Annotated in this window: 19 protein-coding genes; all 19 read left to right on the top strand. The window is 32.6% G+C overall.

Translation table 11 applies throughout. The features are described from left to right. The first annotated feature begins 220 nt into the window (after nucleotides 1-220). The 19 genes from U472_RS14605 (at nucleotide 221) to U472_RS14515 (ending at nucleotide 25763) form a co-directional block, all read left to right on the top strand. Nucleotides 221-1417, top strand: coding sequence for a dTDP-glucose 4,6-dehydratase (locus U472_RS14605; protein WP_068719474.1), 1197 nt, complete (start codon nucleotides 221-223; stop codon nucleotides 1415-1417). Between the two features lie 77 nt (nucleotides 1418-1494). After that, nucleotides 1495-2661, top strand: coding sequence for a nucleotide sugar dehydrogenase (locus U472_RS14600; protein WP_068719473.1), 1167 nt, complete (start codon nucleotides 1495-1497; stop codon nucleotides 2659-2661). A 363-nt stretch (nucleotides 2662-3024) separates the two neighbouring features. Further along, complete coding sequence (gene cysC, locus U472_RS14595; protein ID WP_068719472.1) at nucleotides 3025-3645, top strand: adenylyl-sulfate kinase; 621 nt, start codon at nucleotides 3025-3027, stop codon at nucleotides 3643-3645. Nucleotides 3646-3946: 301 nt separating this feature from the next. After that, entirely contained in the window at nucleotides 3947-4759 is an 813-nt protein-coding gene (locus tag U472_RS14590) for a PHP domain-containing protein (protein ID WP_068719471.1), read from the top strand. 64 nt (nucleotides 4760-4823) lie between these two features. Then, complete coding sequence (gene sat, locus U472_RS14585) at nucleotides 4824-5981, top strand: sulfate adenylyltransferase (protein ID WP_068719470.1); 1158 nt, start codon at nucleotides 4824-4826, stop codon at nucleotides 5979-5981. A gap of 358 nt (nucleotides 5982-6339) precedes the next feature. Next, nucleotides 6340-7239 carry an RpnC/YadD family protein gene (locus U472_RS14580; protein WP_068719469.1) on the top strand — a complete coding sequence of 300 codons (900 nt, stop codon included), beginning with the start codon at nucleotides 6340-6342 and terminating at the stop codon, nucleotides 7237-7239. A gap of 76 nt (nucleotides 7240-7315) precedes the next feature. Next, nucleotides 7316-8482: a nucleotide sugar dehydrogenase gene (locus tag U472_RS14575; protein ID WP_068719468.1), complete on the top strand. Its 1167-nt coding sequence runs from the start codon at nucleotides 7316-7318 to the stop codon at nucleotides 8480-8482. 289 nt (nucleotides 8483-8771) lie between these two features. Continuing rightward, complete coding sequence (wecB, locus tag U472_RS14570) at nucleotides 8772-9953, top strand: non-hydrolyzing UDP-N-acetylglucosamine 2-epimerase (RefSeq protein WP_068719467.1); 1182 nt, start codon at nucleotides 8772-8774, stop codon at nucleotides 9951-9953. A 239-nt stretch (nucleotides 9954-10192) separates the two neighbouring features. Then, complete coding sequence (gene galU / locus U472_RS14565; protein WP_068719466.1) at nucleotides 10193-11077, top strand: UTP--glucose-1-phosphate uridylyltransferase GalU; 885 nt, start codon at nucleotides 10193-10195, stop codon at nucleotides 11075-11077. Between the two features lie 161 nt (nucleotides 11078-11238). Beyond that, the gene (locus tag U472_RS14560; protein WP_068719465.1) at nucleotides 11239-13326 is read left to right on the top strand and encodes a SpoIID/LytB domain-containing protein; all 2088 of its coding nucleotides are present in this window, start codon (nucleotides 11239-11241) and stop codon (nucleotides 13324-13326) included. 234 nt (nucleotides 13327-13560) lie between these two features. Then, entirely contained in the window at nucleotides 13561-13956 is a 396-nt protein-coding gene (locus tag U472_RS14555; RefSeq protein ID WP_176714188.1) for a hypothetical protein, read from the top strand. Between the two features lie 62 nt (nucleotides 13957-14018). After that, complete coding sequence (locus tag U472_RS14550; protein WP_068719464.1) at nucleotides 14019-15503, top strand: hypothetical protein; 1485 nt, start codon at nucleotides 14019-14021, stop codon at nucleotides 15501-15503. Nucleotides 15504-15522: 19 nt separating this feature from the next. Then, entirely contained in the window at nucleotides 15523-16746 is a 1224-nt protein-coding gene (locus U472_RS14545; RefSeq protein ID WP_068719463.1) for a DUF5723 family protein, read from the top strand. A 264-nt stretch (nucleotides 16747-17010) separates the two neighbouring features. Next, nucleotides 17011-18165: a CsgG/HfaB family protein gene (locus tag U472_RS14540; protein ID WP_068719462.1), complete on the top strand. Its 1155-nt coding sequence runs from the start codon at nucleotides 17011-17013 to the stop codon at nucleotides 18163-18165. Nucleotides 18166-18187: 22 nt separating this feature from the next. Then, a complete protein-coding gene (locus tag U472_RS14535) occupies nucleotides 18188-19060 on the top strand; it encodes an LPP20 family lipoprotein (RefSeq protein ID WP_068719461.1) in 873 nt (290 codons plus the stop codon). 842 nt (nucleotides 19061-19902) lie between these two features. Continuing rightward, nucleotides 19903-21285 (top strand): PD40 domain-containing protein, encoded by a 1383-nt coding sequence (locus U472_RS14530; protein ID WP_176714187.1) that lies wholly within the window; start codon nucleotides 19903-19905, stop codon nucleotides 21283-21285. Between the two features lie 299 nt (nucleotides 21286-21584). After that, nucleotides 21585-22631: a CsgG/HfaB family protein gene (locus U472_RS14525; protein ID WP_245684824.1), complete on the top strand. Its 1047-nt coding sequence runs from the start codon at nucleotides 21585-21587 to the stop codon at nucleotides 22629-22631. A gap of 234 nt (nucleotides 22632-22865) precedes the next feature. Continuing rightward, entirely contained in the window at nucleotides 22866-23150 is a 285-nt protein-coding gene (locus U472_RS14520; RefSeq protein WP_218059084.1) for an ArsR/SmtB family transcription factor, read from the top strand. 126 nt (nucleotides 23151-23276) lie between these two features. Further along, complete coding sequence (locus U472_RS14515) at nucleotides 23277-25763, top strand: CoA-disulfide reductase (protein ID WP_068719459.1); 2487 nt, start codon at nucleotides 23277-23279, stop codon at nucleotides 25761-25763. Nucleotides 25764-25893 lie beyond the last annotated feature (130 nt).

The raw sequence follows: 25893 nt of genomic DNA, 5'->3' as shown, positions 1-25893 counted from the left end.
GTAAAAGAGGCTTCACAGAGAAAGAAATGAAAATATTAATAAATTCTATGAAGAATCAATGTACTCTGCGACTCAGTGGTGAAGTGTTTTAGCTAGTATATAATAGAAAGATTAACCATAAGGGATGCAGAGAAAAGATTTAAAAATCAATAATGAAACTCTGTGTTGACTTTGAGTCCTCTGTGACTCTGTGGTAAAATTCAAGAAAGCAGGTGTTTTTATGAAAGTATATTTAGTAACTGGTGCAGCTGGATTTATCGGTGCTAACTTTACAAAGTATATGCTAAAGAAATATAAAGATATTAAGATTATTATTTTAGATAAATTAACTTATGCTGGGAATTTAGGGACTATTAAAGAGGAATTAGAAGATAAAAGAGTAGAGTTTGTAAAAGGTGATATTAAGAATAGAGAGTTAGTTGAGAATATTTTTTATAGATATGATGTTAATTATTTAGTAAACTTTGCAGCAGAGTCACATGTAGATAGATCTATTGAGAATCCACAGGTATTCCTTGAAACAAATATTCTTGGGACACAGAATTTGTTAGATGTAGCTAAGTCGGCTTGGATGCTAGGAACTGATGATAAGGGATATCCTATTTATAAAGAGGGAGTAAAGTATTTACAAGTTTCTACAGATGAGGTTTATGGCTCATTATCAAAGGATTATGAAGAGGCTATAGACCTTATCTTAGAAGATGATGAAGTTAAAAAGGTAGTTAAAGATAGAGTTAGTTTAAAGACATATGGTGATAAATTCTTTACAGAAGAGACTCCTCTTGACCCTAGAAGCCCCTACTCATCTTCAAAGGCATCAGCTGATATGATTGTGATGGCATATGCAGAGACATATAATATGCCCGTTAATATCACTAGATGCAGTAATAATTATGGACCATATCACTTCCCTGAAAAGTTAATTCCACTTATTATTAAGAACATCTTAGAAGGAGAGAAGCTACCTGTATACGGTGATGGGAAGAATGTAAGGGACTGGCTATATGTAGAAGATCATGCAAAAGCAATCGATATAGTTATAAATGATGGTAGATTAGGTGAAGTCTATAATGTAGGTGGTTTTAATGAAGAGCAGAATATCAATATTGTAAAGCTCACAATAGATACTATTGCTAAAATTATGAAGGAAGAACCAGCATATCAGAAAGTATTGAAGACAGATTTAGATAATATAAATTATGATTTAATTACCTTTGTTAAGGATCGTCTTGGGCATGATATGAGATATGCTATTGATCCTACTAAGATAGCAACAGAACTTGGTTGGTATCCAGAGACTAATTTTGAAGATGGTATAGAAAAGACTATTAGATGGTATTTAGATAACCAAGATTGGGTAGAAGCGATAGTTAGCGGAGATTATCAAGAATACTATAAAGAGATGTATGAGAAATAGTAACGAATGATGGGTAAAAAGTAGCAAGTAGTAACTTACTAGTTACTAGTCACTTATTTAAAGGAGTGAATTAAACCATGAAAATCGCTGTAGCAGGGACAGGCTATGTAGGTTTATCAAATGCAATCCTTTTAGCTCAGAATAATGAAGTAGTAGCCTTAGATATAGTACAAGAAAAAGTAGATATGATTAATAATAAAAAGTCACCTATTGTAGACAAGGAGATAGAAGAATACTTGGCTAATAAAGAATTAAACTTAACAGCAACTTTAGATAAAGAAGAAGCTTACAAGAATGCTGAATTTATAATAATTGCTACACCAACAGATTATGATACAGAAAAGAATTACTTTAATACCAAAACAGTAGAGTTTGTTATAGAAGATGTCTTAGCAATAAATCCTGAGGCTGTAATGGTAATCAAATCAACTATCCCAGTAGGCTATACTAAGGCTATCAAAGAGAAATATGATGCTGAGAATATCATCTTTTCACCAGAGTTTTTAAGAGAAGGTAAAGCATTATATGATAATTTATATCCTTCACGAATAGTAGTAGGAGAACAATCTGAGCAAGCAGAAAAATTTGCAGAGTTATTGATTGAAGGAGCTATCAAAGATGATATTCCAGTACTATTTACAGATTCTACAGAAGCAGAGGCGATTAAGTTGTTTGCTAATACGTATCTAGCTCTTAGGGTATCCTACTTTAATGAACTAGATACATACGCAGAATTAAAAGGACTTGATACCAAGCAGATTATAGAAGGTGTCTGTCTTGACCCGAGAATAGGTGATTTTTATAATAACCCTTCTTTTGGTTACGGTGGTTATTGCTTACCAAAGGATACAAAGCAACTTAGAGCCAATTATGCAGATGTACCAAATAATATAATCCATGCTATAGTAGATGCCAATAGTACTAGAAAGGATCATATTGCTGAGATGATACTTAAAAAAGACCCAGAAGTAGTTGGTATCTACCGACTTACTATGAAGACAGGCTCTGATAATTTTAGAGCTTCCTCGATTCAAGGGGTAATGGAAAGAATAAAAGCTAAAGGAATAGAAGTGGTTATATATGAGCCTACTTTAAAAGATGAAGAGTTCTTCCATTCTAAGGTGATTGAAAATTTATCTGAATTTAAAGAGGTGTCTGATGTGATAGTTGCCAATAGAATGAATCAAGAATTAGAAGATGTAGAGGAAAAAGTCTATACAAGGGATTTGTATAGGAGAGATTAGAAATATAATTTACAATTGACAATATACAATGAACAATTAAGACCAAAGTCAAAAGAGAAGAACAAATGATAGATAATAAATGATAGAGAATTAGTAGTCAATCAGTTAAATAGATTGCACAGATTCCAGATTCCTAAACTTACACTAAATAAGAGCTTGCGAGCAAGTTGCTTGTGGCTCTTATTTTTAATTTACTAAAGGATATTAAGGAACTATTTGTATAATAAGGTTTTATAAATATTTGTAGTTTATGGTATAATTACAATAGTTATTGAGTTACAACATATATTATTCTAATTATAATGTTTTTGATTAGGTTCTTTATAAACTACATCAAGCTTAATCTACGAAAGGAGATAAACTATGACTAAGAATATAACATGGCATAAGGGAAAGGTAAGTTATAGTGATAGATGCAATAATTTAGGACAAGAGGGTATGGTTTTATGGTTTACTGGACTATCTGGAGCAGGGAAATCTACTATTGCTGTAGAGATAGAGAAAAAATTAGTTAAACAAGGAAAAGCTGTATATCGTTTAGATGGAGACAATGTTCGCCATGGCTTAAACTCTGATTTAGGTTTTACTGCAGAGGATAGAAATGAGAATATCCGTCGGGTTGCAGAGGTGGCTGCTTTATTTAAGGATGCCGGGTTAATTACTTTGGCTTCCTTCATATCACCGTATCAAGAGGCTAGGAATTTTGCTCGAGAGAGGGCAGGAGCAGATAACTTTATGGAGATTTATGTCAAAGCTGATGTAGAGGCTTGTGCAGAAAGAGATCCTAAAGGATTATATGAGATGGCTAAAGCAGGAGAGATTAAGAACTTTACAGGAATTTCAGCTCCTTATGAGGTACCAGAGAATCCTGATCTAGTAGTGGATACTGTAGAATTATCTGTAGAAGAAGCAGTAGCTAAGGTGTTAGAAGCAATTGATGAGAGACAAGCTGAGATTAAGAAGAAGTTAAAAGTAATAGGATAAAACAGTTGACAGTTAAGTTCAAAAAATAATATTAAAGAAACACGAATAAGAGTAGTAAATGGGTAAAGCTTTAAAATATTCTAAAACCAATTTAGAACCACGAATGGGCACAGATAAATACGAATAAGGCTAATCAAAAAGTAAAACCTTAGAATATTTATAAAACTATTTATAGTTAATAAGGTTTAAAGTTTTAAATATTATTTTAAGTTTTTATTCGTGCAAATTAGTGTATACTCGTAGTTAAAATTAAGTTTTTAAATTTTTAAAGTCTATAAAAGCAAAGGAATGAGGGAAAATAATGAAAAAGATCGATTTACATATTCATACTATAGCCTCTGATGGTTCTTTTACTCCAACAGAACTAATTGAAGAAGCAAAGAGAAGAGATTTATCAGTGATTGCAGTTACTGATCATGATACTGTAGCAGGAGTAGAAGAGGCTATAAAAAAAGGAAGAGAATTAGGAATAGAAGTTATACCTGGGATTGAGTTAACTACTTATTATCAAGGGGAGAGAATCGATATTTTAGGTTATTGTATTGATTATAAGAATGATAAATTATTAGAAATAATAGATAACTTACAGAACTCTCGGGAAGTAAGGGCTAAGCAGATTTTAGATAAGTTATCTGATTTAGATATAAAATTAGATTTTGATAGACTAAAAGAGATTTCTGGTGATACAGGGGTAGGACGTCCTCATATTGCTCGTCTGATGGTAGAGGAAGGATATGTTGAAGCTATGCAAGAAGCCTTTGATGATTATTTAGAGGATGGTGGTCCAGCCTATGTTCCTAAATATCAATTGAAGCCAGAGGATGCTATCAGCTTGATTAAAGGTGCAGGTGGAATAGTTGTCTTGGCTCACCCTGGGATAATTGATAATAACCAGATTGTTAAAGAGTTAATTGCTTATGATGGCTTAGATGGGATAGAGGTTTATTACTCTAAGCATAGTGAAGAAGAGACTCAGTATTATCTATCTTTAGCTCAAGAGAATAACTTAATTATTACTGGTGGTTCTGATTGCCATGGACCTGCTAATGAGGATAAGTATTTATTAGGGACAGTTGATGTACCTTGTAGTGTACTAGAAGGATTGAAGAAGTAATAAATAATTACAAATTGCACACTGTAAACTGTACATTGTAAATTAATTATAAGGAGTTGTTAAGATGTTGATTGAAGCACATGGAGGTAGACTCATTAATCGAGTTGTAGAAGGGGCTGAAAGAGAAGAACTATTAAGCAAAGCAGAACAACTGCCACAAGTGAAATTAAGCTTGCGTGATTTAACTGAGGCAGAGAATATAGCAATTGGACTCTATAGTCCGTTAGAAGGGTTTATGACTGAAAAGGATTATACTAGTGTTGTAGAAGATATGTACTTAACTAATGGTTTACCATGGACTATTCCAGTTGTATTAGGGGTTAGTCAGGAAGAAGCTGATAGTTTAGAGGCTGGTGAGGATGTAGCATTAACAGATACAGAAGGTAAAGTCTATGCTATTTTGCATTTAGAGGATAAATATTCTTATAATAAGGAGAAAGAAGCTGAGTTAGTATATAAGACTAAAGAAGATTCACACCCTGGTGTAGCTCAGGTATATCAAAGAGGAGAGATATTACTAGGTGGTAAGATATCTTTAGTAAGAAGAATCGAACACGATATGTTTAATCAGTATAGATTAGATCCTAAAGATGTACGAGCTATGATTGAAGAAAAAGGCTGGAATAGAGTAGTTGGCTTTCAAACGAGAAATCCTATACATAGAGCCCATGAATATATTCAAAAATGTGGTTTAGAGATTTGTGATGGATTATTGTTGACACCATTAGTTGGTAAGACAAAAAGTGATGATGTACCAGTAGAATATAGAATTGAAAGCTATGAAGTAGTAATGGATAAGATTTATCCTAGAGATAGGATTGCTCTAGCGGTATTTCCAGCAGCAATGAGATATGCAGGACCAAGAGAGGCTGTATTCCATGCTTTATGCCGCAAAAATTATGGGTGTACTCACTTTATCGTTGGGCGTGACCATGCTGGTGTTGGTGATTATTATGGAACCTATGAGGCTCAAGAGATGTTTGATAACTTTAAGGAAGAAGAGATAGGAATTGAACCTTTAAAATTTGAACATTCCTTCTATTGCAAAGAGTGTGAATCTATGGCTACTGCTAAAACCTGCCCTCATGGTAAAGAAGATCATATTTTCTTAAGTGGTACTAAAGTAAGAGGACTATTAAGAGCTGGAAAAAGACCTCCAAAAGAGATGACTAGACCAGAGGTTGCAGATGTATTAATTAAAGGTATGTCAACTAATAAATAAATTTGAATAGAGTACATAAAAGTGCGGGATTCCGTACTTTTATTATTAGAGTAGCCTTTATTAAATTAATATAATATGGATTATATTAAAAGATAAAAATTAAGATATTTTACATAGGTTTATACAGACTCAATACAGATTAAAAGCTTTAAATTATTAAGTTTTTTAAGTCGGTTCTCAGTCTGTGAAAGTCAGTCTCCAAAAAAATATTTTAATTTTTTAAGAACTTAAAAATTGTTATAAGGTCTATGAAACTATAATCGTTATCCTTTATTTTATTAGCATCTCAACTTTTGGAAAATAATAAATTATGATATAATTATTATTGTGTTTAATGATGTTTGGAGGGGAATTATAGATGGAGCGGGAGATGCCAGATTTATTATGGAAAGAAATAATTGAAGATTTATTTGAAGACTTTCTAAACTTTTTTATGCCTAAGTTGTATCAGCAGGTTGATTTTAGTCAGGGCTATGAGTTTTTAGATAATGAACTTGCAAATATAATGGATAAGACCTTAGAAGGTAAGAAGATGGCTGATAGATTGGTTAAGGTTTACCTTAAGGATGGTAGAGAGAATTGGATTTTGGTTCATTTAGAGGTACAGGGTTATTATGAAGTAGAGTTTAGTTCTAGGATGTTTAAGTATTTCTATCGAATTTATGACAAGTATAATAAGAAAATAGTGGCTTTAGCTATATTTACTGAAGATAGAGAGAATTACAAGCCAAATAGTTTTGATTATGATTTTCATGGAACAAAGCTAAATTATGAATACAATAGTTATAAGATATTAGAGCAGAGAGAGGAAGAATTGCTTAAGCTGAATAATCCTTTTGCTATGGTTATCTTAGCAGGTTTATATACTTTAAAAAGTAAAGGTCAAGATGAGCTAAGATATAATTTTAAGAAAAAATTATTTAGATTATTAATAGATAGAGGCTATAGTAGAAGAAAGATTTATAATATCTTTGAGTTTTTAGATGGGATATTATTCTTGCCTAATGATTTAGAGTTGAAATTTAGAGATGATATTAATAATAATATCGGAGGTGATGAAGTTATGTCTAAAGAATTGACTAATCTTTATCAAGTTGGCAAATCAGAAGGTAAATTAGAAGGAAAATCAGAAGGTAAATTAGAAGGCAAATTAGAAGTAGCTAAGAAATTATTGGAAAAAAAGATGGATATAGATGATATTATAGAGGTTACTGAATTATCAAAGGAGCAGATAAAGTTAATTAAAGAAAGAAATTAACATTAATTTTTAGTTATAGTCAGTGTCCAAAAAACACCTTTTAAGACTCAAAAATTCAAAAAGGAGTGAATAAAAAATGAAAATCGCCGTAGCAGGAACAGGCTATGTAGGATTATCCAATGCAGTACTTTTGGCTCAAAATAATGAGGTAGTGGCTTTAGATATAGTACAGGAAAAGGTAGATTTAATCAACAATCAGAAGTCACCGATTGTAGACCAAGAGATAGAGGAGTATTTAGCTAACAAGGAGTTAGATTTAACAGCAACTTTAGATAAAGAAGAAGCTTATAAGGATGCAGAATTTATAATAATTGCTACTCCAACAGATTATGATATAGAGAAGAATTATTTTAATACCAAAACAGTCGAAGCTGTGATAGAGGATGTATTAGAGATAAATCCTGATGCTGTAATGGTAATCAAATCTACAATACCAGTAGGCTATACTAAGGCTATTAAAGCAAAATATGCTACAGATAATATTATCTTCTCACCAGAGTTTTTAAGAGAGGGTAAGGCATTATATGATAACTTATATCCTTCACGAATAGTAGTAGGAGAAGAGTCTCAAAGGGCAGAAAAGTTTGCAAAGTTGTTGGCTGAAGGGGCTATAAAAGAAGACATTCCAGTCTTATTTACTGGTTCTACAGAAGCAGAGGCTATTAAGTTATTTGCTAATACCTATTTAGCCTTGAGAGTATCATATTTTAATGAATTGGATACCTATGCTGAATTAAAAGGTCTTGATACCAAACAAATCATAGAAGGTGTCTGCCTTGATCCAAGAATAGGTAGCCATTATAATAATCCATCTTTTGGTTATGGAGGTTACTGCTTACCAAAGGATACCAAACAGCTTAGAGCAAATTATGCTGATGTACCAAACAATATAATTGCTGCTATAGTAGATGCTAATGATACAAGAAAAGATCATATTGCTGAGGTAATCTTAAAGAAGAATCCTGAGGTAGTAGGAATATATCGTTTAACTATGAAGACAGGTTCTGATAACTTTAGAGCATCATCTATACAAGGGGTAATGGAAAGGATTAAAGCCAAGGGGATAGAGGTAGTTGTCTATGAACCAACCTTAAAAGAGGAAGAGTTCTTACATTCAAAAGTGATAAGAGATTTAGAAGAGTTTAAAGATATATCAGATGTTATAGTTGCTAATAGAATGAACCAAGAGTTAGAAGATGTAGAGGATAAAGTATATACAAGAGACCTATATAGAAGAGACTAACAATATAATTGTGAATTAGAGGAGAAAAGAGTATAGAGTAATTAGGAATAAAAGTTATGAGTATTTACTTTTGGTTCTTATTCTTATTGCTAGAGATAAAAGAAATTAGTTAGCCACAGATTGACACAGATAAAACAAGGATAAAGGTCAAAAAATTAAATTAGTTTATTATTTGAAATGGTTTTAACTAATCTGTGTAGATCCTTGTCAATCTTTGGCAAAAATAGTTCTGTAATATTTTATCATCTTTCTCCATATACTAGTTTTAAAATTAATTATGGAGGAGATTATGAACAAGCTTAAGGTTATGTCTATCTTTGGTACACGCCCTGAAGCAATTAAGATGGCTCCTGTAGTCAAAGAGTTAGAGAATAGAGAAGAGATAGAATCAATTGTGACAGTAACAGCTCAGCATCGGGAGATGTTAGATCAAGTTTTGGATTTATTTAATATCAGGGTTGATTATGACTTAGATATTATGAAAGCAGGTCAGATTTTATCTGATATTACTACAGGAATATTAAAGGGTTTAGAGGAGATTCTGATCAAGGAAAGACCTGATTTAGTCTTAGTCCATGGTGATACTACTACCAGCTTTGTAGCAGCCTTAGTCAGCTTCTATCAACAAATACCTATTGCACATATAGAAGCAGGTTTACGGAGTTATGATAGATATTCACCTTATCCTGAAGAGATTAATCGCCATTTGATAGGAGTGCTGGCTAATTTTCATTTTGCTCCTACTTATAAGGCTAAGGAGAACTTATTAAGAGAGAATGTTAGTGAGGATAATATATATATTAGTGGCAATACTGTAATTGATTCTTTATTTAATGTTATAGAAGATAATTATATATTTGATAATAATCAATTGAATAAAATTGATTTTACTAATAAAAAAGTTATTCTCTTAACAACACACCGTAGAGAGAATTTAGCTGGAGGTATTAGAAATATTTTCGGTGCTGTGCAAGAGCTGATTTTAGATAATCCTGAAGTAGAGTTTATCTTTCCAGTTCATTTAAACCCTAAGGTTAGAGAGCTAGCTACTGATATTTTAGGTGGCTTAGAAAGAGTGCACTTGATAGAGCCATTATCCTATAAAGAGTTTGCTAATTTGATGGCAAAGGTCTATCTAATCATGACTGACTCTGGGGGAATACAAGAAGAGGCTCCAAGCTTAGGAAAGCCAGTTTTAGTACTAAGGGATACTACCGAAAGACCTGAGGCAATAGAAGCAGGAACTGTTAAGCTTATAGGGACAGGTAAGGATGAAATCATATATGTAGCTAATAGCTTAATTGAGAATGAGCAAGAATATAGCCAAATGTCTAATGCTATTAACCCTTATGGAGATGGGGTAGCTAGCAGAAGAATTGTTGAGATGATTCTCTATTATTTTGGTTATCGACAAGATAAATTGGAAGAATTTATTGGTGAAGAAGAGAGGATTTTGGAAATGAATCCTTAATTAATGTAGTAAGTAGTTAAAAATTAATGATTAGTGACCAATTACTTGAATCAAAATTTAAATAATGACTATTGTTAGTATGAAGATACTAAGATATTCTTGAATGTACAACTTACAATTAAGATTATAAAGCAGACATTATATAAATATTTTATTAATGTACTGTTTAGTTAATTCTTTTGAGAATTTGTTCTTCTAACTGTACATAGTTAATTGTAAATTATTAAAGGAGTGAGTTGATGAAGGTAAGAAAAGCAGTAATTCCAGCAGCAGGTTTAGGAACTAGATTTTTACCAGCTACCAAGGCACAGCCTAAGGAGATGTTACCAATAGTAGATAAGCCTACTATTCAATATATTGTTGAAGAGGCTGTAGCTTCTGGAATTGAAGATTTGATTATCATAACTGGAAAGCATAAACGGGCTATAGAAGATCACTTTGATAGAAACCTAGAGTTGGAGCTGGCTCTAGAGGCTAAAGGAAAGAAGGAATTATTAGAGACTGTTAGAGACATATCAGATTTGATTAATGTTCATTATGTAAGACAGAAAGAGACTAAAGGTTTAGGACATGCTATTTTGTGTGCTAAGACCTTTATAGGTAATGAGCCTTTTGCTGTGTTATTAGGTGATGATATTGTCAATGCTGATAAGCCTGTAACTAGACAGTTAATTGAAGAGTTTGAAGAGAAAGAATCTACTATTATTGGTGTACAAGAAGTACCTGATAATTTGGTACATAAGTATGGAATTGTAGATTATTCTGAACAATATGATAATCTGTATAAAGTTAGAGCATTGGTTGAGAAGCCTAATTTAGAGGATGCACCTTCTAATATTGCTATTTTAGGAAGATATATTATTACCCCAGAGATATTCAATATATTAGAGAATACTCCACCAGGTAAAGGTAATGAGATTCAATTAACGGATGCCTTGCAGAAGTTGATGGATAAAGAGCAGGTTTATGCAAAGGTCTTTAGTGGAAAGAGATATGATATAGGAAATAAATTAGGATTTTTGGAGGCAACTATCGAATTTGCTATGGGGCGTGAAGATATTAAAGATGAGTTTAAAGCGTATTTAAATAAGTTTTTTAAAGAGAATAAGGGAATATTTGAGTAAGTTTAGTATAAAAAGCCGGCTCTTAAGTTGGCTTTTTTTAATTTTTACATCTACATAAACTTTCTAGTTACCAATAATTATTCATTGTTATACTAGTTTGGGCACGTTATAATTAAGAGTGCAAACACCTAAAACGAACTGGAAATGAAAGGTGTGGTATTATGTGGAATAAATTAGAAGACAAATATTTAAAAGTTACAGCAATAGGTGTAATCTTGTTATCACTTATAAGTTCTGGAATATTTGCTTATTATAATCACTCAAGTCAGCAAGAAGTTAAAGAGAATCAAGAGGAGCAAGTTGTTTATGATTTAGACAAACTATTGGATGAAGCAAGATCTTTATATTACCAAGGGGAATATGATGAGAGTATAGAAAAATATAAGCAGATATTAGAATATAAAGATAATAAGATTGCTAGAGAGAATTTGGCATCAGTTTATGAAACTTTAGGTGAATATAGTTTAGTTATTAAAGAATATGAAGCAATATTAGAAAAAGAAGATTATGTTGATATTAGGTTGGATTTGGCTATTGCTTATTATAATTTAGATAAAATTAATGAAGCGAAAATTGAATTGGAAAAGATATTAAACTCACAGTCAGAAGATAAATTTATCTTAAGAGATACTAATTATTATTTGAGTTTAATATCCTTTAAAGAAGAGAACTATCAGCAAGCAGAGGATTATATTAGAAGTGCATTAGGTTATAATAATTTTGCTTTAGGCTACTACCAATTAGGTAAGATTAACTTTGTTCAAGGAAAGTATAGTATTGCTATAGATAATTACAAAAAAGCACTAACAACCGATGGAAGCTTAAAAGGTGTAAATAGAATGATTGCATTATCTTATCTAAATTTAGGTGAAGATAGAAATGCCGTTATATATTTAAAACAAGCAAATAAAGAGAATTCTAGTGACCAAGCAATTCAAGAGAATCTAGACCGACTAAAAGAAGAGCATCCAGAATATTTTGATGATAAAGATTTAACATTGCCAGAAGAGAGAAAGAGAGAGATTCCTAAAGTGGTGACTTTCAAGGAGATAAAACCTATTGAAAGCCCAGGAAGAGAGTTGAGAATAGGAATTATCGAGGATGAAGAAGAGGTATATTTTAGAGTAGGTAGTGACTTTATAATCAAAGAAGGGGAAAAAATTATTTTAGAAGGTAAGAAGTCAGAGCTTGTAAAGGCTATTATTAGAGATGATAAGTACTATCTAATAGCTGGTGAGAAAGAGATAGTGTTTAGTGACTCTATTCAAGTAAGACCCAAAGAGTATGCTCCAGTACTAGTGCATAATATAATTTATGGAAGAGGATATTATTGGGGAGGTATTGAAGATCGCCAATATCGTGGAGCATTAGAGTTAATTCCTCAAGAGAAGGGAATTACTGTAGTTAACTTAGTTCATATGGAAGAATATCTAATGGCTGTTATTCCTTCTGAAATGTCAGCGTTATGGCCTATAGAGGCTCTAAAGACACAGGCGGTAGCTGCTAGAAGTTATACACTAGCTAACTTAGGTAAGCACTCTAAAGATGGATATGACTTATGTTCTGACGTTCACTGTGCTGCTTATCGAGGAATTAATCGGGAACATCCTAATTCCAATCAAGCTGTACTAGAGACAGCAGGTGAAGTGATGACTTATAATGGTAAAGCAGTTAATGCTGTTTATAGTGCCAACTCTGGAGGATATACAGAGAATAGTGAAGATGTATGGACCTTTGAAATAGGTTATTTAAGAGCAGTGTCTACTGAAAAAGAAGATTCTCAATTCCCTCTAAATCCTGCAGAATTAAAGGACTGGTTGAGGAAGTCTCCAGATTCATATTCCAAAGCATTACAGTATACAAAGGAGAGCCATTATCGTTGGCAACGTAATCTCTCAGTAGAATATTTAGAAAATAGCTTGGGAATTAAAGGAATTAAGAAGATTGTTCCTACCTATAGAGGAAAAGCTGGTAGTGTAAAATCTCTATTAGTAGTGGGAACAGAAGAGGAGAAAGAAATCACTTATAGCTTACGTTCTAAATTTGGTGGTTTACGCAGTAATCGTTTCTGGATTCAACCACAATATCAAGATGGTAAACTAGTCAGTTTCCTATTCTATGGTGGTGGTTGGGGACACAGTGTTGGTATGGATCAAGTTGCAGTAGCTGCAATGGCAGATGATAACTATCAATATATAGATATATTAAATCATTTCTATACCGATACTACAATTGAAGATAGGTATTAAGATTTAGCTTAAAGGACTACTTTTCAGTAGTCCTTTTTTTGTTGGTAATAAGAATAGATAGTTATATAAAATTTATCGATTCTTCTCTAGTTTGTTATATCTAAGAAAAATATAGAGGAATTATTATATTCTTATAGAATTTATAAATTATAATTAAATAATTTAGTTTTCTATGTTCTTTATGGAAAGGAGTATCATCAGAAAGGATATCTAAGTAAAGATGAATTATATCGATTGGCTCATCTCAATTCTACAAGAAGCTCTTATCATGTACATAAGAATCCAGAAGGGCGAGTAGAGAGTATTATAGAGATAGCTTATAAGATTAATGATGAGTTTGCTCAAGTTGTTTTATTGAGTAGTTTAAAGGGGGGAGGAACACCAACTGCTTCTGCTATTTTGACCAGCTTAGATGAGAAACAGCATTGTGTGATTGATACTAGAGTATGGGCAGCACTTTATCGAATAGGTTATTTTACTAGAGAGAAGGAGCGTTTTGAACCTGAAGATTATCTACTTATCATTAAGATAGTTAGAGAATTAGCTAAAGAAGAAGGGATGACAACTGCTGAGATTGATTATGTTCTTTTTGCTTATGATGTTATTCATAGAGAAGGTAATTTACATTAATTTGATAGAAAATTATAAGATTTATATAAAAATTAATAATACTTTAAAAAAGGAGTGAAATTATGGAAATGAAGAAGATGTTGACTCTACTTTTGATTGTTATAGCCTCTTCTTTAGTATTCTCAGGCTGTTCTGAGAATAGTCGAGGTACCTTTGGTCCAGCATGGGATGTGGCTTTACAGGCTCCAGCTATTAAGCAGAGTAATGCATTAGCTGAATTGCTTGATACTAAAGAATTTAAAGAGTTTGGTTATAAGATTAATGCAGATAGTACTATTAGTTTAATATTAGTGGGAGCAAAAGAGAATGAAATCAAGAAGGAAACAGAGATTAATTTGAAACCTATTACATTAAATTCCGTTTTAGTAAATTTGTCAGCTGATGGTGCTGCTGAAAATGGAGAGTTTAGTAAAGTAATACTTGATCCTATTCCATTTGATAAATTTGATAGCATAACCTTATCTAGTAAGAATCTTTCAATAAATAAATTTAATGTATTTTTGAATAATACCAATAAAGAATCTATAGAAAATAAGTTGGATAATTTGACTATCGAATTACAGAACTCACAGGGTACAGTAATTTCTAGTGTTACCTTTGAAAATGTTGCTGTAGGCACTACAAAGAGTTTAGAGATGGATTTAGCCCAAAAAACTTTAGAGAGTGGAATGAAATTAGCTGTTAAGGGAATCCAGAGTTCAGGAACAACTACTTTTACAGTAGATATAACTTCATCCTCTTTGGAGATTAGTAAAGTAAAGGGACTTCATGCTAGTGAACTTAATAGTATGGATACTCTTAATTTCACACCAAGTTTAAATTTTGGGAGTAATACTGCTATAACTGGAAGTGAAGGGGCTCATCTACGATTGAATACATTATTTCCTGTAGATAGTAATTTAGATTTTGAGATAAGTAACTTTACGCTTGGAGGAGTTACTATTACAGATACTAATGGGGATGGGTATTATGATCTTCCAGCAGATACAAATATAAGTGATGAGTTATTTATATCAGGAAAATTAAATACAACCGCCAGTACTGTTAATTATGATTCTACTCAATCAGTTACTTTAGATACAGCTATCTATGGGTCATTAATAATTAATCTTCCTCCAGAAGATGCAGACAATTTAAAAGTTGAAGATAGTAATTTAGTATATGAAGAAATATCTAGTTTTGATATTAGCAATGATGATATAGATAGGATTAATGATGGATTAAAAGAGGGTAGATTAGTAACGAAGACAGTCAATAACCTAGGGTCTAATGTTATTATTTCAATCGATCTTTATGTAGGAAATAGTCCAACTTTTGATAATACTTATGTCTTTATTGATAAAATAGTAGATATTCCATTGGGAGAAGCTACAAAGGAATTTGTATTTAATCAAGAGGTTCTAAATAAGTTTAAAGATAAAAGTTATTTAGCAATGAAAGTAAAGGTAGGAAATGGTACAGATACTGCTAGTTTTACACCTGATCAAGAGATTAGTATTGAATCTTATGGAGTTTTAGTACTTAAAGTCAATCAAAACAAAGAATAAAATAGGGGGTGAAGAGTAAATGTTTAAAACTATTATGATGATTTCATTATTGTTCTTAATATTAATTTCAACGGTAAATACTAATATAGAGGCTGCTTCTTCAGCTAAGACTATTGGTCTTAGTGATGAGTTTGTTACAGTGACAGGAGCAGATGCTATTTATGGTAATCCGGGAGCGGTTAATGCTACACTAGATCGCTTTACCTTTGAACTTGGACTAGCAGGTGGTCTATGGAATAACCTATTGATTAATGATTATATTGATGATGGTATGAAGGATGATTTATTGGACAAGGTTGAAGATGGATTTTTGGTAGGGGCAGATTCAAATAACGGTTTCAAATTGGTTGTAGGATCTGTAGCTATTAGCTCAGAAGGTAGAGGTTCTGCACTAGTTGAATTATCCAATGATGTAACCGAGCTATTATTAAAGGGGAATGAAATTGGCAAGACTTATAACTTTAATGGTAGTAAAGGTTCTGGAGCAGTTTATGGCGATATCGGTATCAATTTTTCCATCAGCCCTGAGGAGCTAAAAGAGGAGTGGAAATTAAAAGATTTAAGGATGGGGCTGACTTATCATCAGTTATCTGGAGCAATCTTTGCTTTAGAGGGTAATGGTACTACTATAATCACTTATGATGAAAATGGAGATGCTGTAGTAAGAGGAGATGGCTACTTTGTAGCTAAATATAATGAATTAGAAGGTATTAGTGATAACGCGGCAAAGGGCTCAGCTTTTGATTTTGGAGTATATGCAGACTTAAATGATAAGTATAGCCTTGGTTTTAGTGTAATGAATATAGGTGCTTTAAAAGTAAATAAGATTCATGAAATTAGATATGAATATAACGAAGCTACAGAAGAATTTGAAGAGGTTGGAGATAGTGAAGTTGTTAAAGATGAAGAGTTAAAGTATCAACTACCATCTACTATTCGCTTAGGTGGAAAGATGAACTGGAATGAAAATATTGATTTATTTGCTGATTATTCATATACAAGTTATCATGATGGTCAAAGAGATCATAAATTTGCTACTGCAACAGAGTTAACATGGCTTGAGTTTTTACCATTAAGGACTGGAATAAGTTATTCTACACTTAGAAAGGACTTTGATTGGTCAGCAGGAATGGGATTGAAGTTATGGATATTTGAAGCAGATTTAGGTATTTCTGATTTAATGGGATTATTTAATAAATCCCAAGGGGTAGAAGGTGCTTTAAATCTTAAAATAGAGTTTTAGAATAAAGAAGAAGCAGATTAATCTGCTTCTTCTTTATTCATATTGAATTAATATCACTGTATATAAGAGTATAAGTATTGAAAGCTGTTTTTACTAATTAGCTGATACTAACGGATAACAGCTACACCAAGGATATTAAAGGGAGGTAGTAAAAGCTTCTAAAAGCAACTGATAATAAATTAATACATTTTTAACAAGGGAATTAATGTAAGTGCATAGAATTAATATAGGTAATTGTGAAACTAGAAGATGGGAGTGGCTATAATGTTGCAGAAGAGATTATATAAATTATTTGTGGCTTTAATAATTATTTTTAGCTTTACACAATCTGTGTTAGCTGAAGATAGTATTGTCATAGAGACTAAGGGGAAAGCATATTTAGGAGGTGATGGTTTAGTTAATACTGAGAAAAAAGCCATTAACGATGGATTAAGAAGGGCTGTAGAGCAGGCTGTAGGTACCTTCATTAGCTCTTCAACCATGGTAAAGAATGCTCGATTAATTGAAGATAAGATTCTAAAAAGTAGCCAAGGATATGTAAAAGGGTATCAAATAATCGATCAATCAATTGATGATGATATCTATATAGTCAAACTTAAAGTTAGAGTTGGAACAAAAGTATTAGCAGATGATTTAGATGCTTTGAAGCTGAATATAAAAAGGATTGGCAATCCAAGAGTTATGGTTTTAATCTCCCAGGAAATGGACGACTATTATGTTAAATTACCAGATAGTTTGGCAGAGACTGAAATGATGAATAAGTTTATAGAGTCAGGGTTCCAAGTGATAGATCGTTATAAGATTGATTCAGTGATTAATAGAGAAGAAAGAAGATCAATTATCAGTGGAGATTATAATTTGGCCGTTAAATTGGGGATACAATTAAAAGCTGATTTTGTTGTGATAGGTAGTATTAGGTCAAATTATATTGATTTAAGAAATACTTTAGATGGTATCGCTAGAAGCTTGAAATCGTATAATGCCCAAGTTGAAGCTCGTGTTATCAATGCAACTACAGCACAAGTTATTGCTGCTGTAACTGATGATGGTAAGGGTGTAGGAATCAATAAGGAGATGGCTGCTAAAAAGTCAATCATAGAAGCTACAGGGAATATTACAGATAAATTAATCAATAAGATGAGTAATGACTTAATTCAGCAAGAGAAGACTATTCAATTACAAATTAATGGTATCAGTTCATTAAGTCAGTTAGGTCAAATAAAGAGAACTCTGCCTACTCTGTCAGGAGTAGTAAATGTATTCTTTAGAGAGTTTGGCAATGAATTGCTCACCTTTGATATAGATTTAGAACCTGCCGTGGAGGTTTTTGATATAGCAATAGAGTTGGAAGAGAAGGTTCCTTTCAGTTTTGAAATTAAGAATATGTCAGAAGGAAAGTTAATCTTAGAGGTTAAATAATTAAGTTAAGGAGGTTATAAGTATGAATAAAAGAATTAATATCTTATTAGTTATAGTGATGATATTGTTCATTGGAACCCAATTCTCTTTTGCAGAGGGATTATTTGATGAAGGTGATAATACAGTTACTGATTGGGAAAAGTCAGTAGTAGAGGCAATTGGCTATGGTGTTGCTCCTGATTATATTACAAATGAGGCTCAAGCTAAGATTATGGCTAGAGAAGCTGCTATTACAATGGCACAAAGAAGGTTACTAGAGACAGTTAGGGGGGTTCAAATAGATTCTGAACAGACCGTTAAGAATGCTCAAATCCAATCTGATATTATCAATAAGAGAGTAAGTGGTGTAGTAAGAGGTGCCCAAATTATTGAAGAGAAGAAAGTGGCAGATAAGGTATATCAAGTTGTAATGCAAGTTCAATTCTATGGAAAAGATGGTATTATGAAAGCGATTTTCCCTAGTATAAGTAAAGAAAGTAGTAAAACCTTTAATAATAATGATAATTTTGATAATAGTAACGATACTTCAGAAGAATCTGCTAATTTAGTAGATAGTGATTATACAGGAGTCATTATCAATACATTGAATATAGATGCCAAGCCAGCGCTAGCTCCAAAGATTTATAGTGAGGATGGAAGTTTAGTTTATGGTATGAGTAAGATTCAAAGTGATGGGGTCATTACTCAAGGAATTGTAGGTTACAATAGAAGCCTAGCAGATGCTAAGGCCAATCCAAGAGTAGGTAAGAATCCATTGATTATTAATGCTATAAAGGTTAAGGGAAGATATAGTACTGACCTAATTTTAGATGATAAAGATGCTAGAAGCTTAGAACAAGTAGGGGGAAGTAATGGAATTTTTAATAACTGTAAAGTAGTTATTGTTTTAAATTAAATCTACTTTATAAAAGAGTGTTGAAAAAGCAGTAAGTCTGCCTATTGGTAGTGTTAAGATTATTAGTATCAGTAAAGGAGCGGTTATTGCTGAAATTATAGAGTCTGAAGATGTAACTTTGAAGGGAGATATTGTTGAGTTTGAGTAATGTAATCCTTGGATTAATATTTCTATGCTAATATAAAATTGGTACAATAGATAGGTATTGCAAAGTTATTTTTTTTAAGGCAAACAAATCTTCAACAAAAAACTATTACGAGAAAGCTTATCAGCTTTCACCCCAAGGGCACTTCTTTCAGGGCGTTCTCGTGTTACTTTTGTACCCAAAGGCATCATTCAGGAAGAAATAACTCTTCCTTCAAAGCCCATTGCCGCAAAAGTAACCAAACCTACGAGTTTTACCTTCGGGGTTATAAAGTAACCCTTTCGTGGCAAGGGCAGCCCGGTCTAGAAAAGAATTAACCTACGAATCTACCTACGGGTTTAAGAACCAAACCCTTCGTGGTAAACCTAGAGCAAGACTCTTCGTGGTAGAGCCCACTCACTACGCAATCAAAATTTATTGAAATCAATAAATCTTAGAGTTCTAATTCAAAGATTACATTGTTATTATTATTTGTTTAGAATATTTGCTTCGCTCAAATATAAAGGAAACTTAGTGAAGTAAGTGTTTTTCTTACTGAACTTTAGTTGAACTTATCCTTTAGGGCTAATTCTTCTCCTTTTTAAAGACCTTAATTATTAATTGAAAGAAGCATCGCAATATACCCATGAAGTGATAAAATTTATATTATTATTGAATTAAGATAGTATGCTCTAATAAATTGAAGGGAGGATTTATGTTGAGAAGATTAAAATTACTTATATTATTACTTGTGGTTTCTATAACAGTAATAGGTTGTCAAGATGATAAATTTATGAATTTAAGAGGTAATGTAACTGATAAGTTCACAGGAGAGCCTTTAGTAGGGATTACTGTGGAGGTTGGAAATCAAGTTGTAAAGACAAATAATCAAGGATATTTTATTGTTAATAATATTCCTGTAATTGAGGATATTGATGGTAAAGATAGTGTAGTCAGGTTAAGTGGTAAAGATTACATTGCTAAGACTAAGCAGGTTCTGTTAGAAGAAGGGGATAAATCAATCTCTATTCAATTAGAAAGAAATTATATGAATTTAAGTGGACAGGTAATCGATAGATTTAAAGGGGAGTCCTTAGCAGGGGTTACTGTTGAGATAGGTAATCAGCTGGTTGAGACTGATGCTAATGGTTATTTTACAATTAAAAAAATCCCTGTAATAGAGAACCCTACTATAGAAGACAGATTAGTAAAGGTCAGTTCTCCAGGTTATATGGTATGGACTAAAGTAATTAATCTAGAAGGTAAGGATAAGTTATTTAATGAAGAGATTGCTCTTGAAAGTAAGAGAGAGGCTAAATTCTTCTTTGTCAGTGATAAGGAGAAGAGTAAGAGTATCTATGTAACAGATATTTATGCTAAGAATGTGGTGAAGTTAACCGATGATAAGGGTGATGATTGGGCACCTAACTGGTCTGCTGATGGGGAGCAACTTCTATTCTTATCTAATAGAGATGGGAATACAAATATTTACGTAATGAATGCTGATGGATCTAATCTAAGACAGGTGACCTTTACAACAACAGATAAAGAGAGTCCAGTCTGGTTAGATAAGAATACAATTTTGTTTGCTTCTAATCGAGATGGTGACTTTGATATCTATAAGAGTGATTTAACAGGTACTTATTTACAGAGATTAACTGATAATAACTATTATGATAGTCAGATTGCTTATTCTTCTAAATATCAATCAATTGCTTATATCTCAGCAACAACTGGAGAGAGGAAATTGCATGTGATGCAAGAGGATGGTACTGCTAAGATGTTATTGAATAGTGGGTTTGGCACTGACTCTCAGCCAGCTTGGTCAGGTGATGAAGAAGAGATTATATTTAATAATTATAGTTCTGGAAAGTCAATAATTTATCAAATCGCTCCTAATGGTAGTAATTTGAAAGATATAATGAAGGTTAATGGTAGAGTCTATAATTATGCTCTTTGGGATAGAGAAGAACAATTGATCTTGTATGTAAGTGATGGTATAGAGGGTAGAGAGATTAACCTGTTTACAAGAAAGGAAGAGAAGAGAGAGATTATCTCTAAGAAGAAGGTAAATTATAATGAGCCAGAGTGGCAAGATTAATTGATATAACATAGTGAAGAGATTATGATAGTGTGATAATGAGTGACAAGTGATGGATAAGGAGTAAGGAGCTCTTCTCGTCATCTGTCACTCATTATTTTTTACCATCATATCTAATTACATAAATCCTATTATATTATTCAATTTAGAATCATTGGATAATTATTGTTAGGTTAATTAAATTTTATAATAATGGAGGATTTGTTATTGTTAATGTAGAATATGCAATAAATAATTATATTTAAAATAATTAAATTAAGTATAATAAACTACGGAGTAGAGAAAGGGGAATTTTAAAATTGAAAGCTAGGAGAGTTGTCTCAGTAATTTTAATGGTATTTATGTTGGTTTCTTTTGTAGGAATTGACTATGCCCGCGCTCAAACAGTTTCTGCTAGTTCAGATGATTCAGATGGAATGAAGAAGGGATTGATTGGAGCTTTAGTGATTTTAGGGGTAGTTGGTATTTATAAGATGATTAAAAATCACCGTGAAGAGACATATCAAAACCATCTAAGTAAAGGGAAGATGTACCTAGGAAAAGGGGAGTATGGTTTAGCTATTAGAGATTTGTCTCAGGCTAAAGATGTTAAAGATAGTGTAGAGGTCAATAGATTATTATATAATGCCAAAGAAGAGTATAAAAAGCGCCATTATCAATTAGGAAGTGACTATTTGTCAGAGGGTAACTGGGAGCTTGCTTATAATGAATTTGAGAAGGTTAGATTTTATGATAATAATTATTTTGATACTAATGAAAAGTATAACTTGGCATATCAAAGGCTTAGAGAGCTAAGATTAAAGAGAATAGCCGTAATTGATTTTGAAGATACAACCTATAGATATAACTTAGGAAGTAGAGCAACTAGTCTATTTGCTGCTCAATTATTGGATAGAAATCCAAAATTTATTGAAGTAGTAGAGAGAAAACAGCTTGATGCTATTTTAGAAGAGCAGCAGTTAGGGGCAACTGGATTAATTGATTCTGAGACTGCCAAAGAGATAGGAAATATTTTAGGGGTTGATTATCTAGTTGTAGGTAAAGTGTTAAGTGGAAGTGTAAATAAGGATGAAAGTTCTGAGTATGTTGAAACTTGGGATGGTAAACAGAAAAAAAGGTATCATGTACAGAAGCAGTCATATACTAAAGTTATATTTAAATTGTTAGATGTAAGTGATGCTTCTATAGCTTTAAGTAAGACAGTTACTAAAAAAGCTACCTATAGTGAATATTATTATCAGGATGAATCTATAATTATTCCTTCTGATGAAGAGATGATTGATAGAGTATTGACTGAGGCCGTAGATGAATTTGCCCAAGATGTATATCAAAAATATGAATTATAAAAAATGTATTTATGTACTTGTATTGATAAAAAACCCACTAAAAATTAGTGGGTTTTTTTATTATAGGTATTTCTATTTTTAGATATATATTTAATAAGTAAAGAATAGGTTATATTAGTAAAGATGATTGTTATTGTAATAAGCTTTTAAAGTGGTAACTAATATTGATTTGACAATTCTCTCTAAATATCGTAATATATAAATATAATAATCTGCCGATTAGGAGGAAGATAAGTGGAGAATATCACAAAGGAGATGGAAATACTAGAATCTAAAGCCAAGGTATTAAAGGCTTTGTCCCATCCGATTAGATTGTGTATAGTTAAAGGATTGATGAAAGAAGAGGGGTGTAATGTATCTAAGATGCAAAGTTGTCTAGAGATTCCTCAGTCTACTCTATCCCAACACCTTGCTAAATTGAGAAACTTAGGGATTTTAGAAGGTGAAAGAAATGGGATTGAGATTAATTATTATGTGATTGATGAAGATGCTAAGAAGGTAGTAAAGGCGCTATTTTAAGTTTAGGCTTGAGTTTAAGGTTGAGTTTAATTACTTAGATCCAGACTTAAGCTTAAACTTAAATTTTATAGATTATATCATAAAATCAATATATATTAATATTTAAATATTAAGGAGGTTTTGATAATGAGTAAAAAGGTATTGATTGTTGGTGGTGTAGCTGGTGGAGCAAGCACAGCAGCTAGATTGAGAAGGGTTGATGAAGAGGCAGAGATTATTATCTTTGAAAAGGGTGAACATATCTCTTTTGCTAACTGTGGGTTACCTTATCATATCGGTGAGGTGATTAAGGAACGTGATAAGTTATTGGTACAGACTCCAGAAGCGATGGAAGCTAGATTTGATATTGATGTAAGAGTTATGAATGAAGTATTGAGTATTAACAGAGGGAATAAGGAAGTTAAAGTAAAGGATTGGGTTAAAGGTGAGGTTTATACAGAAAGCTATGATGTTCTAGTATTATCTCCTGGTGCTGATCCAATTAAGCCACCTCTCCCAGGAATTGACGGAAAGAATATCTTTACTCTAAGAAATATTCCTGATACAGATCTGATTAAAGGATTTGTTGATGATAATAAACCGGAAAATGCTGTTGTAGTTGGAGCTGGATATATTGGAGTAGAGATGGCTGAGAACTTACATCACCGTGGTGTAAAAGTATCAGTGGTAGAGTTGGCACCACAAGTTCTAGGGCCAATTGATGCAGATATGGCAGCTATAGTTCATAATCATATGCGTACTAAAGGGGTTGATCTACATTTATCTGATGGAGTTAAAGCCTTTAGAGAAGAAGGAGATAAGACCATTGTAGAATTACAAAGTGGTAAAGAGATTAAAGCTAGTTTAGTAGTTATGTCCATTGGGGTTAAGCCAAGTACTAAACTAGCTAAAGAAGCAGGTTTGGAGTTAGGAGAGACAGGAGCTATCAAGGTCAATAAACATTTACAGACTTCTGATGAGAGTATCTATGCTATTGGAGATGCTATTGAAGTAGTTGACTTTGTAACTAAAAAACCTGCTCATATTCCATTAGCTGGTCCTGCTAATAAGCAAGGAAGAATTGTAGCTAATAATTTAGCTGGAGCTAAAGAGAAATTTGTTGGAACTCAAGGAACAGCTATTGCTAAGGTCTTTGATTTAACTGTAGCTGCTACTGGAAATAATGAAAAGCAACTGAAAGAAGCAGGGATTGACTACCAAGTTTCCTATACCAACTCTAAAAATCATGCAGGATACTACCCAGGCGCTATTCCAATGACCATTAAGATTATCTTTACACCTGACAAAGGTAAGTTATTAGGTGCTCAAATAGTTGGTTATGATGGGGTAGATAAGAGAATAGATATTCTAGCAACTGCGATTAGATTTGAAAAGACAGTCTTTGATTTACAAGAACTAGAGCTAGCTTATGCCCCACCTTTTGGTTCTGCTAAAGACCCAGTGAATATGGCTGGTTTTACTGCAGGGAATATCTTAAAGGGAATGGTTGATGTAATTTACTGGCATGAGCTTGAAGATTTAAGTAATGATACTATCATCTTAGATGTAAGAGAAGAGGTAGAAGTAGAATTAGGTAAGATTGATGGCTCAATTAATATTCCTCTTAATAGTTTAAGGGATAGATTAGATGAACTTGATAAAGATAAGAATATTGTAATCTATTGTGCAGTTGGACTAAGAGGATATATCGGAGCTAGAATCTTAATACAGCATGGATTTAAGAAGGTTAAAAATTTATCTGGTGGATATAAGCTTTATAAAGAGATCATCAATGATAAAGAAGAATCAATAGGTAATTGTAATACCCCTGATTGTGAGCAGATGAATACAGCATCTAATCCTGAGGAAGGTCAGATAGTGGGAAAGCAATTAGCAAATAATCAAGCTGGCAAAAGGGTTCAGCTGGATACTTGTGGGTTACAATGTCCAGGACCAATTATGCAAGTAGCTAATAAGATGAAGGAATTAGATGAAGGTGATATATTAGAGGTTGTAGCCACAGATCCAGGTTTTATAGCAGATATAGGAGCATGGTGTAAGAGTACCGGAAATAAATTGATAGATAGTTGTCAAGAAGGTCATAACTTTACAGCTACTATCCAGAAAGGGCAGGGTAGAAGAGAAGTGGCTAATGGAGATACCAAAAATAAAAAGACTATGGTTGTCTTCAGTGGAGAGTTAGATAGGGCAATTGCTTCCTTTATCATTGCTAATGGTGCAGCGGCGATGGGTAGTGAAGTAACATTATTCTTTACCTTCTGGGGATTGAATATTTTGAGGAAGAAGGAAGAGGTTAAGGTTAAAAAATCTATGATGGATAAGATGTTTGGTAAGATGATGCCACAAGGAAGTGAGAAGCTACCACTATCTAATATGAATATGTTTGGGATGGGAGCTAAGATGATTAGAAAGGTAATGAAAGATAAAGGTGTAGATTCCTTAGAGGCATTAATTGGGCAAGCAAAGTTAAATGGTGTAAGATTAGTTGCTTGCCAAATGTCTATGGATGTAATGGGAATTAAGAAAGAAGAATTGATAGAGGGAGTAGAAGTTGGAGGAGTAGCAAGCTTCTTAAGTGATGCTGAAGAATCAAATATGAGTTTATTTATTTAGAGAAAAGGTGCCTGTTGGCACCTTTTTCTATTGTAGTTGAGTTTTTAATTAGATTATATGGGGATATTGCGACACTTTTCATACCTCACCCTAGCCCTTCAGGGTTTAGCAACCCTTCATACAAAACCGG

It is taken from the genome of Orenia metallireducens (assembly GCF_001693735.1).
Classification (GTDB): Bacteria; Bacillota; Halanaerobiia; order Halobacteroidales; family Halobacteroidaceae; genus Orenia; species Orenia metallireducens.
The sequence above is the reverse complement of the archived record's forward strand: the minus strand, read 5'-3'. Positions and strand labels throughout refer to the sequence as shown.